The sequence below is a fragment of the Lichenicola sp. genome (assembly GCF_965198575.1).
GTDB lineage: Bacteria > Pseudomonadota > Alphaproteobacteria > Acetobacterales > Acetobacteraceae > Lichenicola.
Genome location: NZ_OZ240671.1, coordinates 1,100,321 through 1,119,561, shown reverse-complemented (window position 1 = coordinate 1,119,561; position 19,241 = coordinate 1,100,321). Strand labels below are relative to the sequence as shown.

Genomic DNA, 19,241 nt, shown 5'->3' with positions numbered 1-19,241 from the left:
GGACGCCGATCATCGCGCGGCGCAGCAGCCGACAGCAGCCTCTGGGAGACGGGATCCTCACGGACGGAGCTTGCCGCGTCCCCGATTTCGCTCCGGTGCGACACCGCCCGGCTGCCTGGTGGCCAACGCACCAGCCAGGTCCTCGTCCAGCGAGAACAGCAGGCCGCCGGTGAGCGGCGTTGCCTCCACCAGCCGCACCCGAACCCTCTGGGTCAGGCTGTAGGACCGGCCCGAGCGCCTGCCGGTCAGCGCCTGTGCGGCTTCGTCATGCATCCAGAAATCATCGGCCCCAAGGGCGCTGAGCGAGGAGATCGGCACCAACCCGCTGGCGCCCGTCTCCAGCAATGTGACGAAAAGCCCGAACCGGGTCACGCCGGAAATCCGCGCCTCGAAGCTCGCGCCGATTTTGTCCGCCATGTGTGCAGCGATGTAACGGTCGATCGCGTCGCGCTCGGCCAGAGCCGCCCGCCGCTCGGTCCGGGTGATGTGTTCGCCGGTGTCGGTGAAGCCGCCGGCACCCTCGGCCGCGTCGCGTTTCAGGCCGTCATCGCCCAGCCGCAGCCCGGCGATCAGCGCCCGGTGCACCAGCAGGTCGGCATAGCGGCGGATCGGGCTGGTGAAGTGGGCATACTCGGCCAGCGCTAATCCGAAATGGCCCTGGTTGTCGGGGCTGTACTCGGCCTGGGACTGCGCGCGCAGCACCATCTCGTTGACCATCGCCGACTGCTCGGTGCCGGCGACCTGGCTCAGCACCTGGTCGAGGTCGGCCGGCCTGATCTCGCCGGCGGGCTTCAGCCTGATGTCCAGCGTGCCGAGGACGCCGCGCAGGGTCTCGAGCTTTTCCGGCGAAGGCGGCGCATGCACCCGGTACATGCAGGGTTGGTGCAGCCGTTCCAGCTCCTGCGCCGCTGCCACGTTGGCCAGCACCATGAACTCCTCGATCAGCCGGTGGCTGTCGATCCGGGGGCGCGGCGCGATCGACGCCACGCGGCCATCCCCGGTCAGCACGACCTTGCGCTCGGGCAGGTCGAGATCGAGCGTGCCGCGTCGGGTGCGTGCCGCCAGCAATGCGCGGTATGCGCCGTACAGACTGGCGAGCAGACCGTCCGGCAGCGCGGGCGCGGGTTTGTCCGGGTCGGTGACGCCGTCCGCCAGCGCCTGCACCTGGTCGTAGGTGAGGCGGGCGGCGCTGCGCATCAGGCCGCGGCCGAAGCGGTGCGCGTGCTTGGCGCCACCGGCATCGATCCGCAGCTCGACGAACAGGCAGCCGCGCGGCTCGTCCGGACGCAGCGAGCACCAGCCGTTCGAAAGCGCCTCGGGCAGCATCGGCACCACCCGGTCGGGGAAATACACCGAGTTGCCGCGCAGCCGTGCCTCGCGATCGAGGGCGGATCCGGCGCGGACGTAATGCGCCACGTCGGCGATCGCCACGATCATCCGCCAGCCGCCGGCGTTCCCGGCATTTGTGTCGGGCTCGGCAAACACGGCGTCGTCGAAGTCGCGGGCGTCCTCGCCGTCGATGGTGACCAGGGGGATGTCGCGGAGGTCGGTGCGGCCCGACAGCCCAACCTCGGTGGCGGCCTCGGCTTCCCGGACGGCCTCATCGGGGAATTCGCGGGGAATGTCGTGGGTGTGCAGGCAGATCAGGCTGACCGAGCGGGCATCGCCGATACGCCCGAGCCGCTCGACAACACGCACCGGTTTCAGGCCGTAGCCGGCATGGGGCAGGGGTTCGGCGAGCACGATCTCGTCGGCCTCGGCCTCACCGGTTTCGCCCGGCGGCACGCTCCATTCCGCCTTGACCCGCCGGTCCGTCGGCACCACCCGCCCGGCCTCGACCGGCTGGCCCCGCCGGTATGGCTCGTCGGACGGTGGGACCGGCCTGAACACGCCGAGCACGCTGCCGGGCTGGGACTCGATGCGCTTCAGCGTGCGGCCCTCGTACTTGCCGCCGCCGATCGGCTTCAGCCGCGCCAGCACACGCTGTCCCGGCGCCAGGGCAGGGCGGCCCTTCGGCTCCGGGTGCATGTAGATGGCGGGCGGCGCACCGGGGCCGGCCCAGTTCACCGGCCGGGCCAGCGGATCACCACCGGAATCCGTGCCGGTGACCTGCACCACCATCGATTCCGGCAGACGGCCAGGTGCGGTGAAGCGCTTGGCCCCCGCATTGGCGAGCAAGCCCTCGCGCTCCAGCTGCTTCAGCAACGTGCGCAACGCCGGTTTGTCGTCCGGACCGATCCCGAAGGCGCGGGCCACCTCGCGCTTCCCGACCCGGCCGGTCGACCCTGCCACGAAGCGGCGCAGCTGCTCACGCGACGGCAAGGTGCTGGGAGCGGCGGAGCTGGGGGTGTCACCGGTGTCCGGCGCAGGGTTTGGTGCGGTATCCGGCGCGGGGTCCGGCGCGCCCTGGGGCGGCCGTTCCCGCATCAGGCGCGCGTCTTGGGGCGGTTGGTGGCGCTGCTAGCGACTTTGGCCGCAGCGACCTTGGTGGCCGGCTTCGGCTTCGCGGCGGCCTTCTTGACCACCTTCGCAGCCGGCTTTGCCCCCGCCTTCGCAGGCGCCGCACGCTTGGCCACCACAGGCAGCGCATCCGACGCCGCCGCCTTCGCAGGTGCCTTGCGGACCGGCTTCGCCTTTACGGTCGCGCCCTTCTTGCCCTTGGGCTTCAGCATCTTGCCCTTCTCGGCGAGCAGCGGCAGCGCCTCCTCGAAGGTGAAATCCTCCATGCTGCGGTCACGCGGCAGGTTGGCGACCATCTGACCGTGCTGCACGTACGGCCCGAACCGGCCCTTGCGGACCAGCACCGCCTCCTTGTCCTTGGGATGCTCGCCCAGCGACCGCACCGAGGCCAGCTTCTTGCCGAGCACGTCCATCGCCCGGTTCATGCCGACCTGGAGGATGTCGTCATCCTTCTCCAGCGACGCGAAGATCGCGCCCATCTTCACGTACGGCCCGAACCGCCCGATCCCCGCCTCGATCGGCTCGCCCATCTCCGGATGCAGCCCGATCAGCCGCGGCAGCGACAGCAGCCCGACCGCCTGGTCGAGCGTCACCGTGTCGCCCTCGAACCCCTTGGGCAGGCTGGTGCGCTTCGGCTTGGCCTTCTTGTCGGTGGGGTCCGGCTCGCCCTGCTGCACATACAGCCCCCACGGCCCACGCTTGACCACGACATCCTCGCCGGTGTCGGGGTGGGCGCCGAGGGCACGCATCCCTTCCGTCAGGGTGCCGCCGGCATCGCCTTCCTTGGCGTCGATCACCAGCCGCCGGGTGAACTGGCACGCCGGATAGTTCGAGCAGCCGATGAAGCTGCCATAGCGGCCGAGCTTCAGCCCGAGCCGGCCGTTGCCGCACGCCTTGCACACGCGCGGGTCACTGCCATCCTCGGGCTCGGGGAAGAAGTGCGGCCCGAGATCGGCATCGAGCGCGTCGATGACGTCGGAAATCTTGAGGTCCTTGGTGGCCGCGACGGCGACGCTGAACGCTTCCCAGAACTTCGCCATCACCGCGCGCCAGTCGGCCCGGCCGTCGGAGATGTCGTCGAGCTGCTCCTCGAGGCCGGCGGTGAAATGCGGATCGACATAGCGCTCGAAGAAGCTGGTCAGGAACGCGGTGACCAGCCGGCCGCGATCCTCCGGCACGAACCGCTTGTTCTCCATCCGGACGTAGTCGCGGTCGCGCAGCACCGACAGGATCGAGGCATAGGTCGAGGGCCGGCCGATGCCGATCTCCTCCATCTTCTTGACCAGCGACGCCTCCGAGAAGCGCGGCGGCGGCTGCGTGAAGTGCTGGTCGGCGGCGACCTTGCCGGTCTTGAGCGGGTCCTGCTCGCGCATCGGCGGCAGCATCCGGCTGTCCTCGTCCTCCGAGCCGGGCTTCGCGTCATCGTCGCGGCCCTCGGTGTAGAGCTTGAGGAAGCCGTCGAAGGCGATGATCGAGCCGGTGGCGCGCAGCCTGGCGCGGGCAGCCGGCTCGGCGATCTCGACGGTGACCTGGTCGAGCTCGGCGGACTGCATCTGGCTCGCCACCGCGCGCTTCCAGATCAGCTCGTACAGCCGGCGCTGCTCGTCGGACAGATAGCGGCCGATCTCCTGCGGGCCGCGGCTCACGTCGGTCGGACGCACGGCCTCGTGCGCCTCCTGCGCGTTCTTGGCCTTCGTCGAGTACTCGCGCGCCATGCCGGGCAGGTAGTCGCGGCCGAACTCCTCGGTGATGTGTTCGCGGATCGCGTCGATGGCTTCCCGCGCCATCTGCACGCCGTCGGTCCGCATGTAGGTGATCAGCCCGACGGTCTCGCCGCCGAGCTCGATGCCCTCGTACAGCTGCTGGGCCGCCCGCATGGTGGCCTGCGCGCCCATGCCGAGCTTGCGGCTGGCTTCCTGCTGCAGCGTCGAGGTGGTGAACGGCGCCGGTGGGTTGCGCTTGACCTTGCGCCGCTCGACCGTGCTGACCGCGAACTGCCCGGCCTCGACGGCTGCCCGGGCCGCGTGTGCCTTGTCCTGGTTGTTCAGGTCGAACTGGTCGAGCTTCTTGCCGTCCAGGTGGGTAAGGCGCGCGGTGAAGGGTGCTCCCGCCGGTGTCGTCAGGTGCGCCAGGACCGACCAGTACTCGCGCGGCTTGAAGATCTCGATCTCGGCTTCGCGCTCGCAGATCAGCCGGAGTGCGACGGACTGCACCCGACCCGCCGACCGGCTGCCCGGCAGCTTGCGCCACAGCACCGGCGAGAGGGTGAAGCCGACCAGGTAGTCCAGCGCGCGGCGGGCGAGGTAGGCCTCGATCAGGGGCATGTCGAGTTCGCGCGGCCGCCCCATCGCGATCTTGATGGCGCCCTTGGTGATCTCGTTGAAGGTGACGCGCTGCACGTCGACGCCGCGGAGCAGGTTGCGCTCCTCCAGCATGGCCCGGACATGCCAGCTGATCGCCTCGCCCTCGCGGTCGGGGTCGGTTGCGAGATAGAGCCGCTTGGCCCCCTTCAGCGCCTTGGCAATGGCGGCGATCTGCCGGTTGCCGCGCTCGTCGGCCTCCCAGTCCATCGCGAAGTTCTCGTCCGGACGCACGCTGCCATCCTTGGGTGGCAGGTCGCGGACATGGCCGAACGAGGCCAGCACCGTGAAGCCGTCGCCCAGGTATTTGTTGATCGTTTTCGCCTTGGCAGGCGACTCGACCACGACGACGTCGGTCATGCATTCTCCGGGGTGCGGTGCTCGGGTGTGAGCCGCCCGGCCCTGCCGTCAGTGCGACCGAAGCGGGTGGGCGAGGAGGCCGACGCGGTTCCCGGGATGGGACTCGATACGGCCAGCAAGCTCCAGTTCGGTCAGTACTGCCAGCACAGCGGATACGGAGAACTGGCAGCGACGCACGAGATCGTCAACCGGCGTCGGCGTATGGCTCAGCAATTGCAACACCGCGGCCCGCACCGTGTCGAGCTGGTCCCATGCTTCGCCCGCTTCGGCGCCCCAGCCGGAAAGCCACGCAGAACCCGGGCTGGCCGGCTCCTCCGCGAAGCCGTCCGGGCCGAGATCTGCCGGCAGCTGGGCCAGCTCGCGCAGCACGTCCTCGGCGGTTTCGGTGAGGTGGGCGCGGCCGCGCAGCAGGTCGTTGGAGCCGCGGGAGCGGGGGTCGAGCGGCGATCCCGGCACCGAGAACAGCTCGCGGCCGTAGTCCAGGGCCAGGTTGGCGGTGATCAGGCTGCCCGAATGCATCGCCGCCTCGACCACCACGCAGCCGAGCGACAGCCCTGCGATGATGCGGTTGCGGCGCGGGAAATGGCGGTTCGTTGGCACCGTGCCGAGTGGCGATTCCGCGACCACGCAGCCGGTGAGCGCGATGCGGGCTTGCAGGTCGGCGTGCTCGGGCGGGTAGGGGCGGTCGAGGCCGCCGGCGATCGCGGCGACGGTCGGGCCGATATGCATCGCACCCCGGTGTGCTGCCGCGTCGATGCCGCGTGCCAGCCCGGACACCACCAGCAAGCCAGCGCCGCCGAGTTCCGCGGCCAGCGCCTCGGCGATGCGCAGCCCGGCGGCCGACGCATTGCGCGCGCCCACCATCGCCACGGCGCGCCGGTGCAGGATGCGGGGGTCGCCGAGCACCGCCAGCACCGGCGGCGCATCGGCGATTTGCGCCAGCAGCGGCGGGTAGTCCGGGGTGCCGAGCACCAGGAAGCGGCCGCCGAACTGGTGGAGTGCGGCGATCTCGTCCTCGGCCATGGTCAGCGACGGCGACCGTGCCGGAACCGTGCGGCCAGCGTTGCGGGCGAGGCCGGGCAGCGCCTCGAGGGCGGCCTCGGGTGTCAGGTATCGCTGCAGCAGGCGCCGGTAGGTGGCCGGTCCGACGCCGTCGGTGCGGACCAGCCGCAATGCTGCCGCTACGAATGAGACCGGAGTAGCCGGGGCTTCGGTCACGCGCTCCTGCTGACGGATCCGCTGCCGATGCGCGGCTCGGTGCCGGCACGCAGCCTGGCGATGTTGGCGTGGTGGCGGAGGATGACGCCGATGCCGACCGCGAACCCGGCCCACGGGATCGGCGACCCCAGCCGGCCACCGTCGAAGACGAGCAACAATGGGCCGAGTGCCGCCATTGCGGCGAGTGCGCCAGCCGAGGAGATGCGGGTCAGCCGGGCGACCAGCAGCCAGATCAGGCAGCAGCAGGCGCCCACCCGCCAGTCCAGCGCCAGTGCCACGCCGAGCGCCGTCGCCACGCCCTTGCCGCCGCGGAAGCGCAGCCACACCGGGAAGCAGTGTCCGATCACCGCGCAGACCGCCGCCACGGCCGCGACTTCCGGGAGCAGCAGCGGCAGCAGCACCGCGCACAGCACGACGGCGAAGAAGCCCTTGAGGCCGTCGAGCAACAGCGTCGCGGCGGCAAGGCCCCGCCGCCCGGTGCGCAGCACGTTGGTGGCGCCGATATTGCCCGAGCCGATCGTACGGATGTCGCCGGCACCGCCTGCCCGGGTGACGATCAGCCCGAACGGGATGCTGCCCAGCAGGTAGGCGAACAGCCCGGCCGCCACCAGCAATCCGACCCCGTCCATCGCCGGCTCCGGGCTCATCCAGACACCGTCGGTTCATGGGCCGGACTACCGAGCATGCCGGCCTCGATCGCGCGTCCGGAGAACGGCACGCCCTGCGCGCGCCCGGACGACTGGCCGGCCACTTCCGGGCTCATCCGAACACTCGCCGGCCGTGTTTCCAGGTGCCGAGCACGCGGCCTTCCAGCGCGCGGCCGTCGAACGGCGTGTTCTGCGCGTGCCCGGGCATCTGGCCGGCCACCACCTGCCAGGCGCGCTCCGGATCGAACAGGCACAGATCGGCCGCAGCCCCCACCGCCAGCCGTCCGGCCGGGATCCCCAGCAGGCGCGCCGGCCCGATGGTCAGCAGCTCGAGCGCGCGCATCAGGCTGATGCTGGCGTCATGGACCCGTGCCATCGTCACGCCCAGCAGCGTCGCCATGCCGACGCCGCCGGCCAGCGCCTGGGCGAACGGCAACCGCTTGTCGTCCGGGTCGCACGGCATGTGATCGGAGCCGATCGCGTCGATGGTGCCGTCGGACAGGCCCTCGCAGATCGCCAGCCGATCCGCCTCGGGGCGCAGCGGCGGCGAGAGCTTGGCGTAGGTGCGGAAATCGCCGATCGCGGTCTCGTTCAGGTCGAAATAGGGCGGGGCGGTGTCGCAGGTGACGCGGATGCCGTCCGCCTTCGCGGCCCGGATCAGCGCCACCGTCTCGCCGGTCGAGACGTGGCCGACATGAAGCGCACCCCCGGTGAGCCGGGCCAGGCTGAGGTCGCGCGCCACCAGGATCGCCTCGGCAGCGGCGGGGATGCCCGGCAGGCCGAGCCGCGTCGCCAGCTCGCCCTCGGTCGCGACGCCGCCGCGGGCCAGCGACGGGTCCTCCGGGTGCTGCATCACCATCGCGCCGAAGCCGCGCGCATAGGACATCGCCTGGCGCATCAGACGGGCGTCGGCGACGGCGCGCTTGCCGTCGGTGAAGGCGACCGCGCCGGCCTCCTGCAGCAGTCCGAGCTCGGCCATCTCCTCGCCGGCGCAACCGCGGGTCACGGCGCCGTAGGGGTGGATCGTGAGCCGGCCGGTCTCGTCGCCGCGGGCCCGCAGCAGCCTGACCAGGGCGGGATCGTCGATCGCGGGCTTGTTGTTGGGCAGCACGCAGATCGTGGTGATGCCGCCGGCCGACGCCGCCTCGGCCGCCTGGGCAATGGTCTCACGATACTCGTAGCCGGGCTCGCCCAGCGCCACGCGCATGTCGACCAGTCCGGGGCAGAGCACGGCACCGCCGCCATCGATCACCACCGAGCCTTCGGGCGCAGCCTCGCCCGAGGGTGTGTCGAGCCCGGCAATCAGCCCGTCCTCGACCAGCACGCGGCCGACGCGGTCGAGCCCGGAGCCGGGATCGAGCAGCCGGACGTTGTCGAACAGCACCCGGCTCATCGGTCGGCAGTCCGGTCCTGGGCGCGGGACAGCCGGTCCAGCACCGCCATGCGCACCGCGACCCCCATCTCGACCTGCTCCTGGATCACGCTCTGCTCGGGATGGTCGGCGACCTGGCTGTCGATCTCGACGCCGCGATTCATCGGCCCCGGATGCATCACCAGCGCCCCCGGTTTCGCCCGCGCCAGCCGTGCCGCGTCGAGGCCGAAGAAGCGGAAATACTCGCGTGCACTTGGGACCAGCCCGCCGGTCATGCGCTCGCGCTGCAGCCGCAGCATCATCACCGCGTCGACGCCGTCCAGCCCCTTGTCCATGTCGTGGAACACGGTGACGCCGAGCCGCTCGATCTCGGCCGGGATCAGCGTCGGCGGCCCGATCACCCGCACCTGGCTGCCCATCGCGGTCAGCAAATGGATGTTCGAGCGCGCCACCCGGGAGTGCGCCACGTCGCCGCAGATAGCCACGGTCAGACCCGCCAAACGGCCGCAGCGACGGCGGATGGTCAGCGCGTCAAGCAGCGCCTGGGTCGGGTGCTCGTGGGTGCCGTCGCCGGCATTGATCACGCTGGCCTCGACCTTCTGCGCCAGCAAGGCGGGCGCGCCGGACTGCGCGTGACGCACCACCAGCAGGTCCGTGCGCATGGCGTTCAGGGTGGCGGCGGTGTCGAGCAGGGTCTCGCCCTTGTTCACCGAGGAGGTGCTGACCGACATGTTGATGACGTCGGCGCCGAGCCGCTTGCCGGCCAGCTCGAAGCTGGTGCGGGTGCGGGTGCTGTCCTCGAAGAACAGGTTGATCAGGGTGCGGCCACGCAGCAGGTCGCGCTGCGTCTTGCGCTGCCGGTTCAGCAGCACGTAGCTCTCCGCCAGATCCAGGAACGGCTCGATGCGGGTCGGGTGCATGCCCTGCAACCCGAGCAGGTGCCGCTCCTCGCCGGTGGCGAACATGCGCTGGCCGTCAGGCATCGAGCATCATCCTAGAGCGGGTCCATCGCGCGCTTCCAATCCTCGTCCGCCGCCGAACTGTCCTTCTCCGACAGGGCAGCGCCAATGCGGGCCAGGGTCTCGTCGCGCCCCAGGGCGGCGATGGTGACGTCGATGCCCGGGCTCATCGAGCTGCCGGTGACCGCGGCCCGCAGCGGCTGGGCGATCTGTCCGAGCTTGCGGCCGTGGGTCTCGGCGAACCGGCGCAGGGCGGCCTCGATCTCGGCGGCGCTGAACGGCTCCAGCACCGACAGCTCGCCGATGAAGCCGCGCAGCAGCGCCCGCGCGTCCGGGGTCAGCAGCGAGCTCGCCTTGGCGTCGAACGGCAGCGGCACCGAGCGGGCCAGGAAGGCGCTCGCCTCGGCCAGCTCGACCAGCGTCTTGGCGCGCTCCTTCAGCCCGGGCATCAGCAGCCGGATGCGGGCGCGGGTGGTGTCGTCCAGCACCAGGCCGTCACGACCCGCCAGTCGGGCGAGCACGTCGCCGGTGAGCCGGTCGTCGTCGGCATCGCGCAGCCAGACGCCGTTCAGGTGGGTGAGCTTGACGTAGTCCATGCGGCTCGCCGAGCGCCCGACCCCGTCCAGGTCGAACAGCCGGATCTGCTCGTCGCGCGGCAGCACCTCGGCGTCGCCATGCCCCCAGCCGAGCCGCAGCAGGTAGTTGTTGAGCGCCTCGGGCAGGAAACCCTGCTCGCGGAACTCGACCACGCTCTGCGCGCCGTGCCGCTTGCTGAGCTTGGCGCCATCCGGCCCGTGGATCAGCGGCAGATGCGCGAACTCGGGCCGTTCCCAGCCCATCGCCGCGTAGATCTGCGACTGCCGGAAGGTGTTGGTCATGTGGTCCTCGCCACGGATCACGTGGGTGATCGCCATGTCGTGGTCGTCGCACACCACCGCGTGCAGGTAGGTCGGGCTGCCATCGCCGCGCAGGATGATCATGTCGTCCATCTCGACGTTGGCAACGCGGATCTCGCCCTGCACCAGGTCGTGCACGACGGTCTCACCCTCCTGCGGCGCCCGCAGCCGGATCGTGTAGGGCGCACCGGGCGGCGCCTCGGACGGATCGCGGTCGCGCCACATGCCGTTGTAGCGGGGCGGGCGGCCCTCGGCGACGGCCTGCTCGCGCATCAGCTTGAGCTCGTCGGCGGTGCAGTAGCAGCGATAGGCGTGCCCGGCCTCGAGCAGGGCCAGCGCCACCTCGGTATGCCGGGCCTGGCGGGCGGACTGGTACACCGGCGGCTCGTCCGGGTTCAGCCCCATCCAGTCGAGCCCGTCCAGGATCACGTCCACCGCATGCTGGGTGGAGCGCTCGCGGTCGGTATCCTCGATGCGGAGCAGAAACTGGCCGCCATGGTGGCGGGCGAACAGGAAGTTGAAGAGGGCGGCGCGGGCGTTGCCGATATGCAGCAACCCGGTCGGGCTGGGTGCGAAGCGCGTGCGGACGGTCATGAGGCGCTGCTCTAACACAACCGTTGCGGGGCTGTAGAGCGGCAAGCGGCTCGCCGGCTTCCGGAAGCGTCGAAGCTGCCGGCAGCAAGCCCGGAACGTGACCGCCAGCAACTCCAGACGCTACATGCCGCCGGAAGGCAGGAGGAAATGGATCTCCCCGGTTGGCACGTTCAAAGACTAAGCGGGCGGGGCGCCGGACGTTACCCACTCCGAATGGCGGCGAAATGGCGGATCACGTTTGGATGGGAGAACGGCAACGCGATCGCTCTCGACTTCGAGGATTATCATTAATCGACAAGCCGCTCCCAAGGGGCGGCCGCACGAGGACACCATGGACACCCTGATCGCCGCCTCGCCGCTTCCGGCGTTCGAACCGACGCATCCCGGCGCCGTCATCCGCGACGTGCTCGCCACCTGCCGCATCTCCGTCACCAAGGCGGCCGCCCGCATCCACGTGACGCCGCCGACCCTCAACAACGTCGTGCGCGGCACCGCGTCGATCAGTCCCGACATGGCGCTCCGGCTTGGCCGGCTGTGCGGCAACTCGCCCGAGATGTGGCTGCGCCTGCAGGAGCATTACGACCTCTGGCACCGCCAGCGCGCGCTGGCCGACGACCTGGCCACCATCCAGGCGCTGCAGTTCGAACCGGCCTGATCGTCCAGGCACGCCGGGAACGTATCGCTCTGGCAATGACCTCCGCCGGCGGCTATACCTCCGGATGTGGAACGACTTGCCGGTCCTGACGCTTTGGCCGGCCCCGACGCCGGTGCGATGCCGCCGGGCCCGTACCCATCGCCACGCCGCGGCGCCGAGACCGGTCAGGCATGGCTCCGCGCTGCACTTAAGGCGCTGGTTTGGGTGTGGCAGCACCTGCTGGCGGACTTCACCGCCGATCGTGATCGCCTGGTGCTGTGGCTGCCGGTGTGTCTGGGCGCTGGCATCGCGGTCTATTTCTCCCTGAGCACGGAGCCCGGCCTGGCAGTCGGGCTGGCGCTGACCGTCGCGTCGGCCGTGATGTTCGCCGCCGCCCGGCGGACGATGCCCCTTCGGGCGGTCACCGCGGCGCTGCTGCTGGCCTCGCTCGGCTTCCTGGTGTCCCAGCTCGAGACCCGGCACCTGCCGCCGATGCCCGAGCTGCCCCGCAAGGCCGTGCTGGCCACCGGTCGCGTCGCCGCCATCGACATCATGTCGGACGGGCGGCGGCGGATCACGCTGGCCGCGACAACGCTGGCGCCGGCACCACCCGTGAAGGGCAGGGGCAAGGCTGCCACCCTCCCGATCGACCAGGCGCCGGTTGCCGAGACGCAGACCACCCGGCGACTGCGCATCCGCCTGCGCGAAGACGATCCCGTGGTGCTGGCGACCGGCGACCTGGTGCGCATCCGGGCGCTACTGCATCCGCCATCGCCGCCGGACTATCCGGGCGGTCGCGATCCCCAGCGCGACGCCTTCTTTGCCGGCACCGCGGGGGCCGGCACCGCGCTGTCTCCGGTGGTGGTGCTGCCGCGCGTCGACACCCCGGGCTGGCTCTCGCTGTGGGGCTTCTCGCTGCGGGGCTTGCGCGAGGCGATCGCGCTCCGGATCGTGGCGGTGCTGCCGGGCCCGCGCGGTGCCGTCGCCACCACCCTGCTGACCGGGCTTACCAGCGCCATCCCGCAATCCGATCGCGACGCCTTCGCCGCCTCCGGCCTGGCGCATCTGCTGGCGGTCGCCGGGCTGCATCTGGGCATCGTCATGGGGCTGACGCTGGTGATCCTACGTGTTCTGCTGGCGACCTGGGAGTGGGGCTCGCTGCGGCTGCCGATGCGCCAGATCGCCGCACTCGGAGCGCTCCTCGCCGGGGCTGCCTACATGGCGCTGACCGGGCTGCACCTGCCGGGCATGCGCAGCCTGGCGATGGCGTCGATCGGCCTGCTCGGGCTGCTCGCCGGCCGCCGCGCGATGACGATGCGCACCCTGGCCGCAGCGGCGTTGCTGCTGCTGCTGATCGATCCGGCAACCCTGCTCGAAGTCGGCTACCAGATGAGCTTCGCCGCGGTGATGGCGCTGATCGCCGGCTACGAGGCGCTGCAGCCACTGATGCGCCGGATGCTCGGCTCGGGCGGCGGCCGTTGGCGCCGGAAGTTGGCGGTGCACGGCGTGCAGCTGTTCTTCACCAGCCTGATCGCGGGGTCCGCCTCGCTACCCTATGCAGCCTACCATTTCGGCCGGGTGCAGTTCTATTTCGTGCTGGCCAACCTGGTTGCGGTGCCGCTGACCGCGTTGTGGGTGATGCCGCAGGGGGTGCTGTCGCTGCTGCTGATGCCGTTCGGGCTGGAGTGGGTGACGTTGCGCCAGATGGGTGCCGGCATCGACCTGATCCTGTGGCTGGCGCGCACCGTGGCCGCATTCCCGGCCGCCAGCCTGGCGGTGCCGGCCGCACCGATGTGGGGGTTGCTGATGGCGAGCTTCGGGCTGCTCTGGCTCTGCCTGTGGCGGCGGCGCTGGCGTCTGCTCGCGGTGGTGCCGCTGACGGTCGGGTTGGCCTCGCCCTGGCTGATCCGCGCCCCCGACCTGCTGATGTCCGGCGACGGCCGCCTGATCGCCCTGCAAGATGGGGGTGCGATGCTGGTCCGGCAGGCAGCGTGGGCCGACCCGGTGACGATGGGCGATTGGCGCCGTGCCTGGGCGGTGACCACCCCGGCCGTCCCGCTCGGCGACACCACGACACCCGCCGGCGAGCGGAAATTCGATCCCGATGCGGCAATGGAGGTGGAGCCGGCACCCGTCCCGCACGCGACGGTCCCACATGCAACCGGCGCGATCGCCTGCGATGCCGTCTCCTGCCTGGTGACGCTGCATGGCCGGGGGGTGCGGGTGCTGTTGCGCGAGCTGACTGCGCCGTCCGAAACGCCGCCCACCTGGCAGGTGGCCGCCGTGGCCTTTCCGGCGACCCGGTGCGCCGGGCTGGCCCTGCTGGTGTCGGCATCGCCGCTGCACGGCGCCTGTCATGGGGTGCCGCAGATCGATCGGTTCAGCGTCTGGCGCGACGGGCCCGCGGCGGCGTGGATCGGACCGGCCGGGGTGCGGATCGAGACCGCGCGATCGTTGCGCGGCCAGCGACCCTGGGTGCCGCCGCCGCCAGTCGCCGGGGGGCGTCGCCCGACGCTGCCGATGGCCCTGGCGGAGTAGGCCCCCCGCCGGCCGGGGCTGGTTCAGGTTCCGCTCACCCAGGCGGCTGCAGCCGTTTCTCCGGGTAGTGGCACCACTCCCGCGCGACGCAGTGCCAGCATTCCGGGGCCCGCGCCTTGCACACGTAGCGCCCGTGCAGGATCAGCCAGTGATGCGCCGGCCGCAGCATCTCGGCCGGGATCCGCTTCACCAGCTGGTCCTCGACGGCGCGGGGGGTCTTGCCCGGGGCCAGGCCGGTGCGGTTGCCGAGCCGCAGGATGTGGGTGTCCACCGCCATGGTGCTCTCGCCGAACGCCACGTTCAGCACCACGTTCGCGGTCTTGCGGCCGACCCCAGGCAGCGCCTCGAGAGCCTCGCGATCGCCCGGCACCTGGCCGCCATGCTGTGCCAGGAGAGCCTGCGACAGCGCCACCACGTTGCGCGCCTTGGCCCGCCACAGCCCGATCGTGCGGATATGCCGTGCCACCCCCTCCTCGCCGAGCCGGACCATCGCGGCCGGGTCCGGTGCCTCGGCGAACAGCCCGACGGTCGCCTTGTTCACCGACAGGTCGGTCGCCTGCGCCGACAGCACGACCGACACCAGCAGGCTGTAGGCGTCCGTGAACACCAGTTCGCTCTCGGCGTTCGGGTTGGCCCGCGCCAGCGCCTCGATGAACCGGACGACCTCCTCGCGGGTCATCGGCCTGACGCGTTTCAGCTTCGCTCGTGGTTTGGTCGACACCAGCCGACGGGGCCGGTCGGACGTGTCCTGATCACTCATCCTGCACGCTTCAAGTTTCTGATTTTCACACCCAGGTTTAAGCGCATATGTCAACTCACATTTAAGTATTTACGGTAGCTTAACAAACGCGCAGGGTGCGGACGCTTGCTCGATGCTGCCTTGTAGGACAACCGAGGTGAACATGACGGCCTGGCTCCCCGAACAAGCCTCCCGCCTCGCCCGCGCAGCTTTCGTTTTGTTATCGAAATCCCGTGTTCGCAGGGGCAGCCGGCCCCTGCCTCGCCGGAGTGCCGACGAGATCGAGGCAGTCGCCATTGCCCGCCTGGGAGCCCTCTCATCCACTCCGGCGCACGCGGGTGTCGGTCGCATGGTGCACCGGCTGGCCACCCGGGCCGGCTCCGGACCCGACCAGGCGAACCTGCTGCAGGCGATCATGCCGGTGTGCAATATCGGCCGGCTTGCGGTTCCGGACGCGATCCTGAACCGGGCCGGTCCGCTCGACGAGGAAGAGCGCCGGATCATGCAGGCCCATCCCCGGATCGGCGCGCGCCTGCTTGCCGGCAGCGCCTCGCCGCTGGTCGCGCTGGCGGCCGAGGTGGCGCTCTGCCAGCACGAGCGCTGGGACGGCAGCGGCTATCCGGCCGGTCTGGTCGGGCAGCAGATCCCGCTCGGGGCCCGCATCGTCGCCATTGCCGAGAGTTTCGACGCGTCCCTGTCGGCCCCCTCGTGCGGACCCGGCCGGCGGCTCGGGCGCGCCGTCGAACACATGCGCCGCGACGCCGGCGCGCGCTTCGACCCGATGCTGACACGGGTGTTCCTCGACGATCTGCCCGCCATGATCCGGCTCCGTGAGCAGCCGGGCGCGCTGCAGCCGGGCGAGCCTGCCGGCCTCGGTCGCCGGGCTCGCCCGTCCGCACCCGCATCCAACCTGCCGGCACTGGCCAACCGGCTCCGGCTCGGCCTGCGCGCCGCCCTGCGTCCGGCCTGACGCCGGCATTCCGACCGCCCCGGGCATCCGGAGAATCATCACAGCCGCGTGTTCCGGTTCCATGCCGGGCCGATCCGCCCTAGATGCTGACGCTCCGATCGCGGCCGTGCGCAGAGCCGTAGCCGAAGGATCGACGTGAGCACCGAGCCAGACCCCGCAATCGCGCCCGAAGCGGCCGCGACGACGACCCCCGACGCTGCCATGGCGGTGCCCAGGCGCACCGGCCGCGGCGTGTTCATCGACGTGCTGCGGTTCCTGTTCCAGCGCTGGGCCGGCTCGCCGCGGCTGGTGCTGCTGGTCGGCGGCGGCATGGTGATCGCCACCCTCACCGACGTGGTGACCCCGGTGCTCGCCGGCCGGCTGGTCAACGACGTCACCCATCTGCCGGCACAGCTTCCCGGCAGCCTCGGGCCACGCGGTCCGGCCGCCCTCGCCGCCGGTCACGACACGCTGCTGATGCTGGGCGGGCTGACCCTGCTCGGCCTGGTCAGCGTGCTCGGCCGCCGGCTCGCCTTCATCTCGATCACCTACCTCACCACCCACATCATGAGCGGCATCGCCCGCACCGGGTTCGCCCGCATCCAGCGCTTCTCGACCGACTGGCACGCCAACCACTTCGCCGGATCGACGGTACGCAGGCTGACCCGCGGCATGTGGGCGGTCGACATCCTCAACGACACGCTGCTGCTGATGCTGCTGCCCGAGCTGTGCGTGCTGGCCGGCACCACGATCGTGCTGGGCCTGCGCTGGCCGCTGATGGGGCTGCTGCTGGGGCTCGCCTCGATCGCCTTCGGCACGATGTCGGTGCTGCTCACCCTGAACTACGTGGCGCCGTCCGCGCGGCTCGCCAACAGCTGGGACACCCGCATGGGTGCGGCGCTGGCGGACGCGATCACCTGCAACGCCGTGGTCAAGGCGTTCGGCGCCGAGAGCCGCGAGGACGGCCGCCTCGACCGCGTGCTGGATCGCTGGTCGCGGCGCACCCGGCGCACCTGGCTGCGCGGCACCAACAGCGGCAACGCGCAGAACCTGAGTCTGGTGAGCCTGCGCATCCTGATGGTCGGCTCGGTGCTGTGGCTCTGGTGGCACGGCCGCGCCGGCGCCGGCGACATCGCCTACGTGCTGACCATGGTGTTCCTGGTGCAGGGCTATCTCCGCGACATCGGCCAACAGATCAGCATGGTGCAGCGCTCGGTCAACGAGATGGAGGAGCTGGTGGCGCTCTATCGCGAGCCTGCCGGCGTGCAGGACCGGCCCGCGGCGCCTCCGATCCGCATCGACGAGGGCGGGATCCGCTTCGAGAACGTCGGCTTCCACTATGCCGGCCAGCCGACGCCGCTGTTCGAGCATTTGTCGATCGACATCCCCGCCGGCGGCCGGGTGGCGCTCGTCGGCCCGTCCGGCTCCGGCAAGACCACGCTCACCAAGCTGGTGCAGCGGCTGTACGACGTGACCTCCGGGCGCATCCTGATCGACGGACAGGACATCGCGTCGGTGTCGCAGGAGAGCCTGCGGGCGCAGATTGCCATCGTGCCGCAGGAGCCGGTGCTGTTCCATCGCAGCCTGGCCGAGAACATCGCCTACGCACGCCCCGGTGCCAGCATGGAGGAAGTCGCCGAGGCGGCGGCGCTGGCCAACGCCGACGGCTTCATCGCCCGGCTGCCGAAAGGTTACGCGACGCTGGTCGGCGAGCGCGGCGTCAAGCTGTCCGGCGGCGAGCGCCAGCGCATCGCCATCGCGCGCGCCTTCCTGGCAGGCTCGCGGGTACTGATCCTCGACGAGGCGACCTCGAGCCTGGATTCCGAGTCCGAGGCGCTGGTGCAGGAGGCGATGCAACGGCTGATGGTCGGGCGCACCGTGATCGTCATCGCGCACCGGCTGTCGACGGTGGTGGCACTGGACCGCATCCTGGTGTTCCAGCATGGCCGGCTGGTCGAGGACGGCTCGCACCACATGCTGCTCGCCAACGATAACGGCCTGTACCGCCGCCTGTTCGAGCGCCAGGCCCTCGGCCTCGCCGCCGAATGATGGAGAACCTGCGTCATGGAGAGATTGGCATGAGCCGCCTGTTCGAACCGCTGTCACTGGGCGGGTTGCAGCTGCCCAACCGCATCATCATCGCGCCGATGTGCCAGTATTCCGCGGAGGCCGGCTCGGCGAGCGACTGGCACATGATCCATCTCGGCCACCTGGCTTTGTCCGGCGCCGGCCTGCTGATCCTCGAGGCCACCGCCGTCTCGCCCGAGGCGCGGATCTCGCCCGGCGACCTCGGCCTCTACTCCGATGCGAACGAGCAGGCCCTCGCGCGCGTGCTCGGGGCGGTCCGCCGCTATTCCTCGATCCCGCTCGCGATCCAGCTCAACCATGCCGGGCGCAAGGCATCGAGCCGCGTGCCATGGGACGGTGGTGCGCAGATCCGCCCCGACGCGGCGGATGGCTGGCAGACCGAGGCGCCGTCCGCGGTGCCGCACAACCCGGGCGAGGTGGCGCCCACAGCACTCGATCGGGCCGGCCTCGATCGGATCCGATCGGATTTCGTGGCCACCGCGCGCCGCGCCGCCCGCCTCGGCCTCGACGGCATCGAGCTGCACGCGGCGCACGGTTACCTGCTGCACCAGTTCCTCTCGCCGCTCGCCAACCACCGCGACGACGACTACGGCGGCAGCCTCGAAAACCGGATGCGCTTCCCGCTCGAGGTGTTCGATGCCGTGCGTGCCGAATTCCCCGCGGGGCGCCCGGTCTGGGTGCGTGTGTCCGCCACCGACTGGGTGCCGGGCGGCTGGGATATAGACGGCACGGTGGCATTGTCGAAGGCCTTGGCGGGCCGCGGCTGTGCGGCGATGCATGTCAGCAGCGGCGGCGTCTCGCCCGCCCAGGAGATCCCGCTCGGGCCCGGCTACCAGGTGCAGTTCGCAGCCAGGGTGAAGGCGGAGGCCGGGCTTCCCACCATCGCCGTCGGGCTGATCACCGAGCCCGACCAGGCCGAGGCGATCATCGCGGGCGGCCAGGCGGACGCCATCGGGCTCGCCCGGGCGATGCTGTACGATCCGCGCTGGCCGTGGCACGCGGCGGCAAAGCTCGGGGCCCGCGTAAGTGCGCCGAAGCAGTACTGGCGCTCGCAGCCGCGCGGCCTCGCCGATCTCTTCTAGACAGCCTCGTTCGGACAGCGCTGAACGATAAACACCTGGCAGCATTGCGGGCTGCCGACGACAGCGCGACGCGCGGCTTCGCAAGCCCTGGGCCAGCACTCAGGCACCGCGAGCCGACCGCGCTCCCGGCGATGAAACCGCCGGCGTCGCACGCCTGTGTCGAAGGCGCTCGACGCGTCCCTGCAGCCTGACGCAATCGCATCGGTGCAAGCCGGTGGGCGCTGTGACATTCCTGCCGACAGCGCATGCAATGCGATGGCCGCGGCCGGGTGCCGTGGCCGGCAGGGACGCGCGAAGTGGCGCACCGGCAACCGACAACTGTGACTTTCCGCAAAGTTATCAGCG

At 70.9% G+C, this 19,241-nt stretch carries 14 protein-coding genes; 6 read left to right on the top strand and 8 right to left on the bottom strand.

The annotated features are described in order from the left end of the window. Positions 1–57: 57 nt before the first annotated feature. The 7 genes from rnr to gltX all read right to left on the bottom strand — a co-directional run bounded on the left by rnr (position 58) and on the right by gltX (position 10,866). Positions 58–2,427, bottom strand: a complete 2,370-nt coding sequence (gene rnr, locus ACOEQ2_RS05335) for a ribonuclease R (RefSeq protein ID WP_419730344.1) — start codon at positions 2,425–2,427, stop codon at positions 58–60. Beyond that, complete coding sequence (gene topA / locus ACOEQ2_RS05330) at positions 2,427–5,180, bottom strand: type I DNA topoisomerase (RefSeq protein ID WP_419730343.1); 2,754 nt, start codon at positions 5,178–5,180, stop codon at positions 2,427–2,429. Before topA ends, rnr begins: the two co-directional genes overlap by 1 nt. Positions 5,181–5,228: 48 nt before the next feature. Continuing rightward, positions 5,229–6,398, bottom strand: a complete 1,170-nt coding sequence (gene dprA / locus ACOEQ2_RS05325; RefSeq protein WP_419730342.1) for a DNA-processing protein DprA — start codon at positions 6,396–6,398, stop codon at positions 5,229–5,231. After that, positions 6,395–7,045 (bottom strand): glycerol-3-phosphate 1-O-acyltransferase PlsY, encoded by a 651-nt coding sequence (gene plsY / locus ACOEQ2_RS05320; RefSeq protein ID WP_419730341.1) that lies wholly within the window; start codon positions 7,043–7,045, stop codon positions 6,395–6,397. Before plsY ends, dprA begins: the two co-directional genes overlap by 4 nt. Before the next feature lie 112 nt (positions 7,046–7,157). Continuing rightward, entirely contained in the window at positions 7,158–8,438 is a 1,281-nt protein-coding gene (locus ACOEQ2_RS05315; protein ID WP_419730340.1) for a dihydroorotase, read from the bottom strand. Then, entirely contained in the window at positions 8,435–9,400 is a 966-nt protein-coding gene (locus tag ACOEQ2_RS05310) for an aspartate carbamoyltransferase catalytic subunit (protein ID WP_419730339.1), read from the bottom strand. Before ACOEQ2_RS05310 ends, ACOEQ2_RS05315 begins: the two co-directional genes overlap by 4 nt. 11 nt (positions 9,401–9,411) lie before the next feature. Further along, positions 9,412–10,866 carry a glutamate--tRNA ligase gene (gene gltX, locus ACOEQ2_RS05305; protein WP_419730338.1) on the bottom strand — a complete coding sequence of 485 codons (1,455 nt, stop codon included), beginning with the start codon at positions 10,864–10,866 and terminating at the stop codon, positions 9,412–9,414. Positions 10,867–10,941: 75 nt separating this feature from the next. On the opposite strand from gltX, the gene ACOEQ2_RS05300 reads away from it, so the two are divergent. The 3 genes from ACOEQ2_RS05300 to ACOEQ2_RS05290 all read left to right on the top strand — a co-directional run bounded on the left by ACOEQ2_RS05300 (position 10,942) and on the right by ACOEQ2_RS05290 (position 14,038). Next, positions 10,942–11,157: a type II toxin-antitoxin system RelE/ParE family toxin gene (locus tag ACOEQ2_RS05300; protein WP_419731142.1), complete on the top strand. Its 216-nt coding sequence runs from the start codon at positions 10,942–10,944 to the stop codon at positions 11,155–11,157. A 40-nt stretch (positions 11,158–11,197) separates the two neighbouring features. Further along, positions 11,198–11,521, top strand: a complete 324-nt coding sequence (locus ACOEQ2_RS05295) for a HigA family addiction module antitoxin (protein WP_419730337.1) — start codon at positions 11,198–11,200, stop codon at positions 11,519–11,521. A 204-nt stretch (positions 11,522–11,725) separates the two neighbouring features. Further along, a complete protein-coding gene (locus ACOEQ2_RS05290; protein WP_419730336.1) occupies positions 11,726–14,038 on the top strand; it encodes a ComEC/Rec2 family competence protein in 2,313 nt (770 codons plus the stop codon). A 34-nt stretch (positions 14,039–14,072) separates the two neighbouring features. On the opposite strand, the gene nth is transcribed toward ACOEQ2_RS05290, so the two are convergent. Beyond that, positions 14,073–14,717 (bottom strand): endonuclease III, encoded by a 645-nt coding sequence (gene nth / locus ACOEQ2_RS05285; RefSeq protein WP_419730335.1) that lies wholly within the window; start codon positions 14,715–14,717, stop codon positions 14,073–14,075. Between the two features lie 409 nt (positions 14,718–15,126). On the opposite strand from nth, the gene ACOEQ2_RS05280 reads away from it, so the two are divergent. The 3 genes from ACOEQ2_RS05280 (at position 15,127) to ACOEQ2_RS05270 (ending at position 18,896) form a co-directional block, all read left to right on the top strand. Beyond that, a complete protein-coding gene (locus tag ACOEQ2_RS05280) occupies positions 15,127–15,747 on the top strand; it encodes an HD-GYP domain-containing protein (protein WP_419730334.1) in 621 nt (206 codons plus the stop codon). 201 nt (positions 15,748–15,948) lie between these two features. Continuing rightward, positions 15,949–17,775: an ABC transporter ATP-binding protein gene (locus ACOEQ2_RS05275; RefSeq protein ID WP_419731141.1), complete on the top strand. Its 1,827-nt coding sequence runs from the start codon at positions 15,949–15,951 to the stop codon at positions 17,773–17,775. Between the two features lie 29 nt (positions 17,776–17,804). Then, the gene (locus ACOEQ2_RS05270; RefSeq protein ID WP_419730333.1) at positions 17,805–18,896 is read left to right on the top strand and encodes an NADH:flavin oxidoreductase/NADH oxidase; all 1,092 of its coding nucleotides are present in this window, start codon (positions 17,805–17,807) and stop codon (positions 18,894–18,896) included. Positions 18,897–19,241 lie beyond the last annotated feature (345 nt).

Excerpts from the sequence above, each read along its gene's own strand:
- nth (WP_419730335.1), bottom strand. The coding sequence starts at position 14,717 with ATGACCCGCGAGGAGGTCGTCCGGTTCATCGAGGCGCTGGCGCGGGCC.
- ACOEQ2_RS05280 (WP_419730334.1), top strand. The coding sequence starts at position 15,127 with ATGGTGCACCGGCTGGCCACCCGGGCCGGCTCCGGACCCGACCAGGCG.
- ACOEQ2_RS05270 (WP_419730333.1), top strand. The coding sequence starts at position 17,805 with ATGAGCCGCCTGTTCGAACCGCTGTCACTGGGCGGGTTGCAGCTGCCC.
- ACOEQ2_RS05275 (WP_419731141.1), top strand. The coding sequence starts at position 15,949 with ATGGCGGTGCCCAGGCGCACCGGCCGCGGCGTGTTCATCGACGTGCTG.
- rnr (WP_419730344.1), bottom strand. The coding sequence starts at position 2,427 with ATGCGGGAACGGCCGCCCCAGGGCGCGCCGGACCCCGCGCCGGATACC.
- topA (WP_419730343.1), bottom strand. The coding sequence starts at position 5,180 with ATGACCGACGTCGTCGTGGTCGAGTCGCCTGCCAAGGCGAAAACGATC.
- ACOEQ2_RS05315 (WP_419730340.1), bottom strand. The coding sequence starts at position 8,438 with ATGAGCCGGGTGCTGTTCGACAACGTCCGGCTGCTCGATCCCGGCTCC.
- plsY (WP_419730341.1), bottom strand. The coding sequence starts at position 7,045 with ATGAGCCCGGAGCCGGCGATGGACGGGGTCGGATTGCTGGTGGCGGCC.
- gltX (WP_419730338.1), bottom strand. The coding sequence starts at position 10,866 with ATGACCGTCCGCACGCGCTTCGCACCCAGCCCGACCGGGTTGCTGCAT.
- ACOEQ2_RS05295 (WP_419730337.1), top strand. The coding sequence starts at position 11,198 with ATGGACACCCTGATCGCCGCCTCGCCGCTTCCGGCGTTCGAACCGACG.
- ACOEQ2_RS05310 (WP_419730339.1), bottom strand. The coding sequence starts at position 9,400 with ATGCCTGACGGCCAGCGCATGTTCGCCACCGGCGAGGAGCGGCACCTG.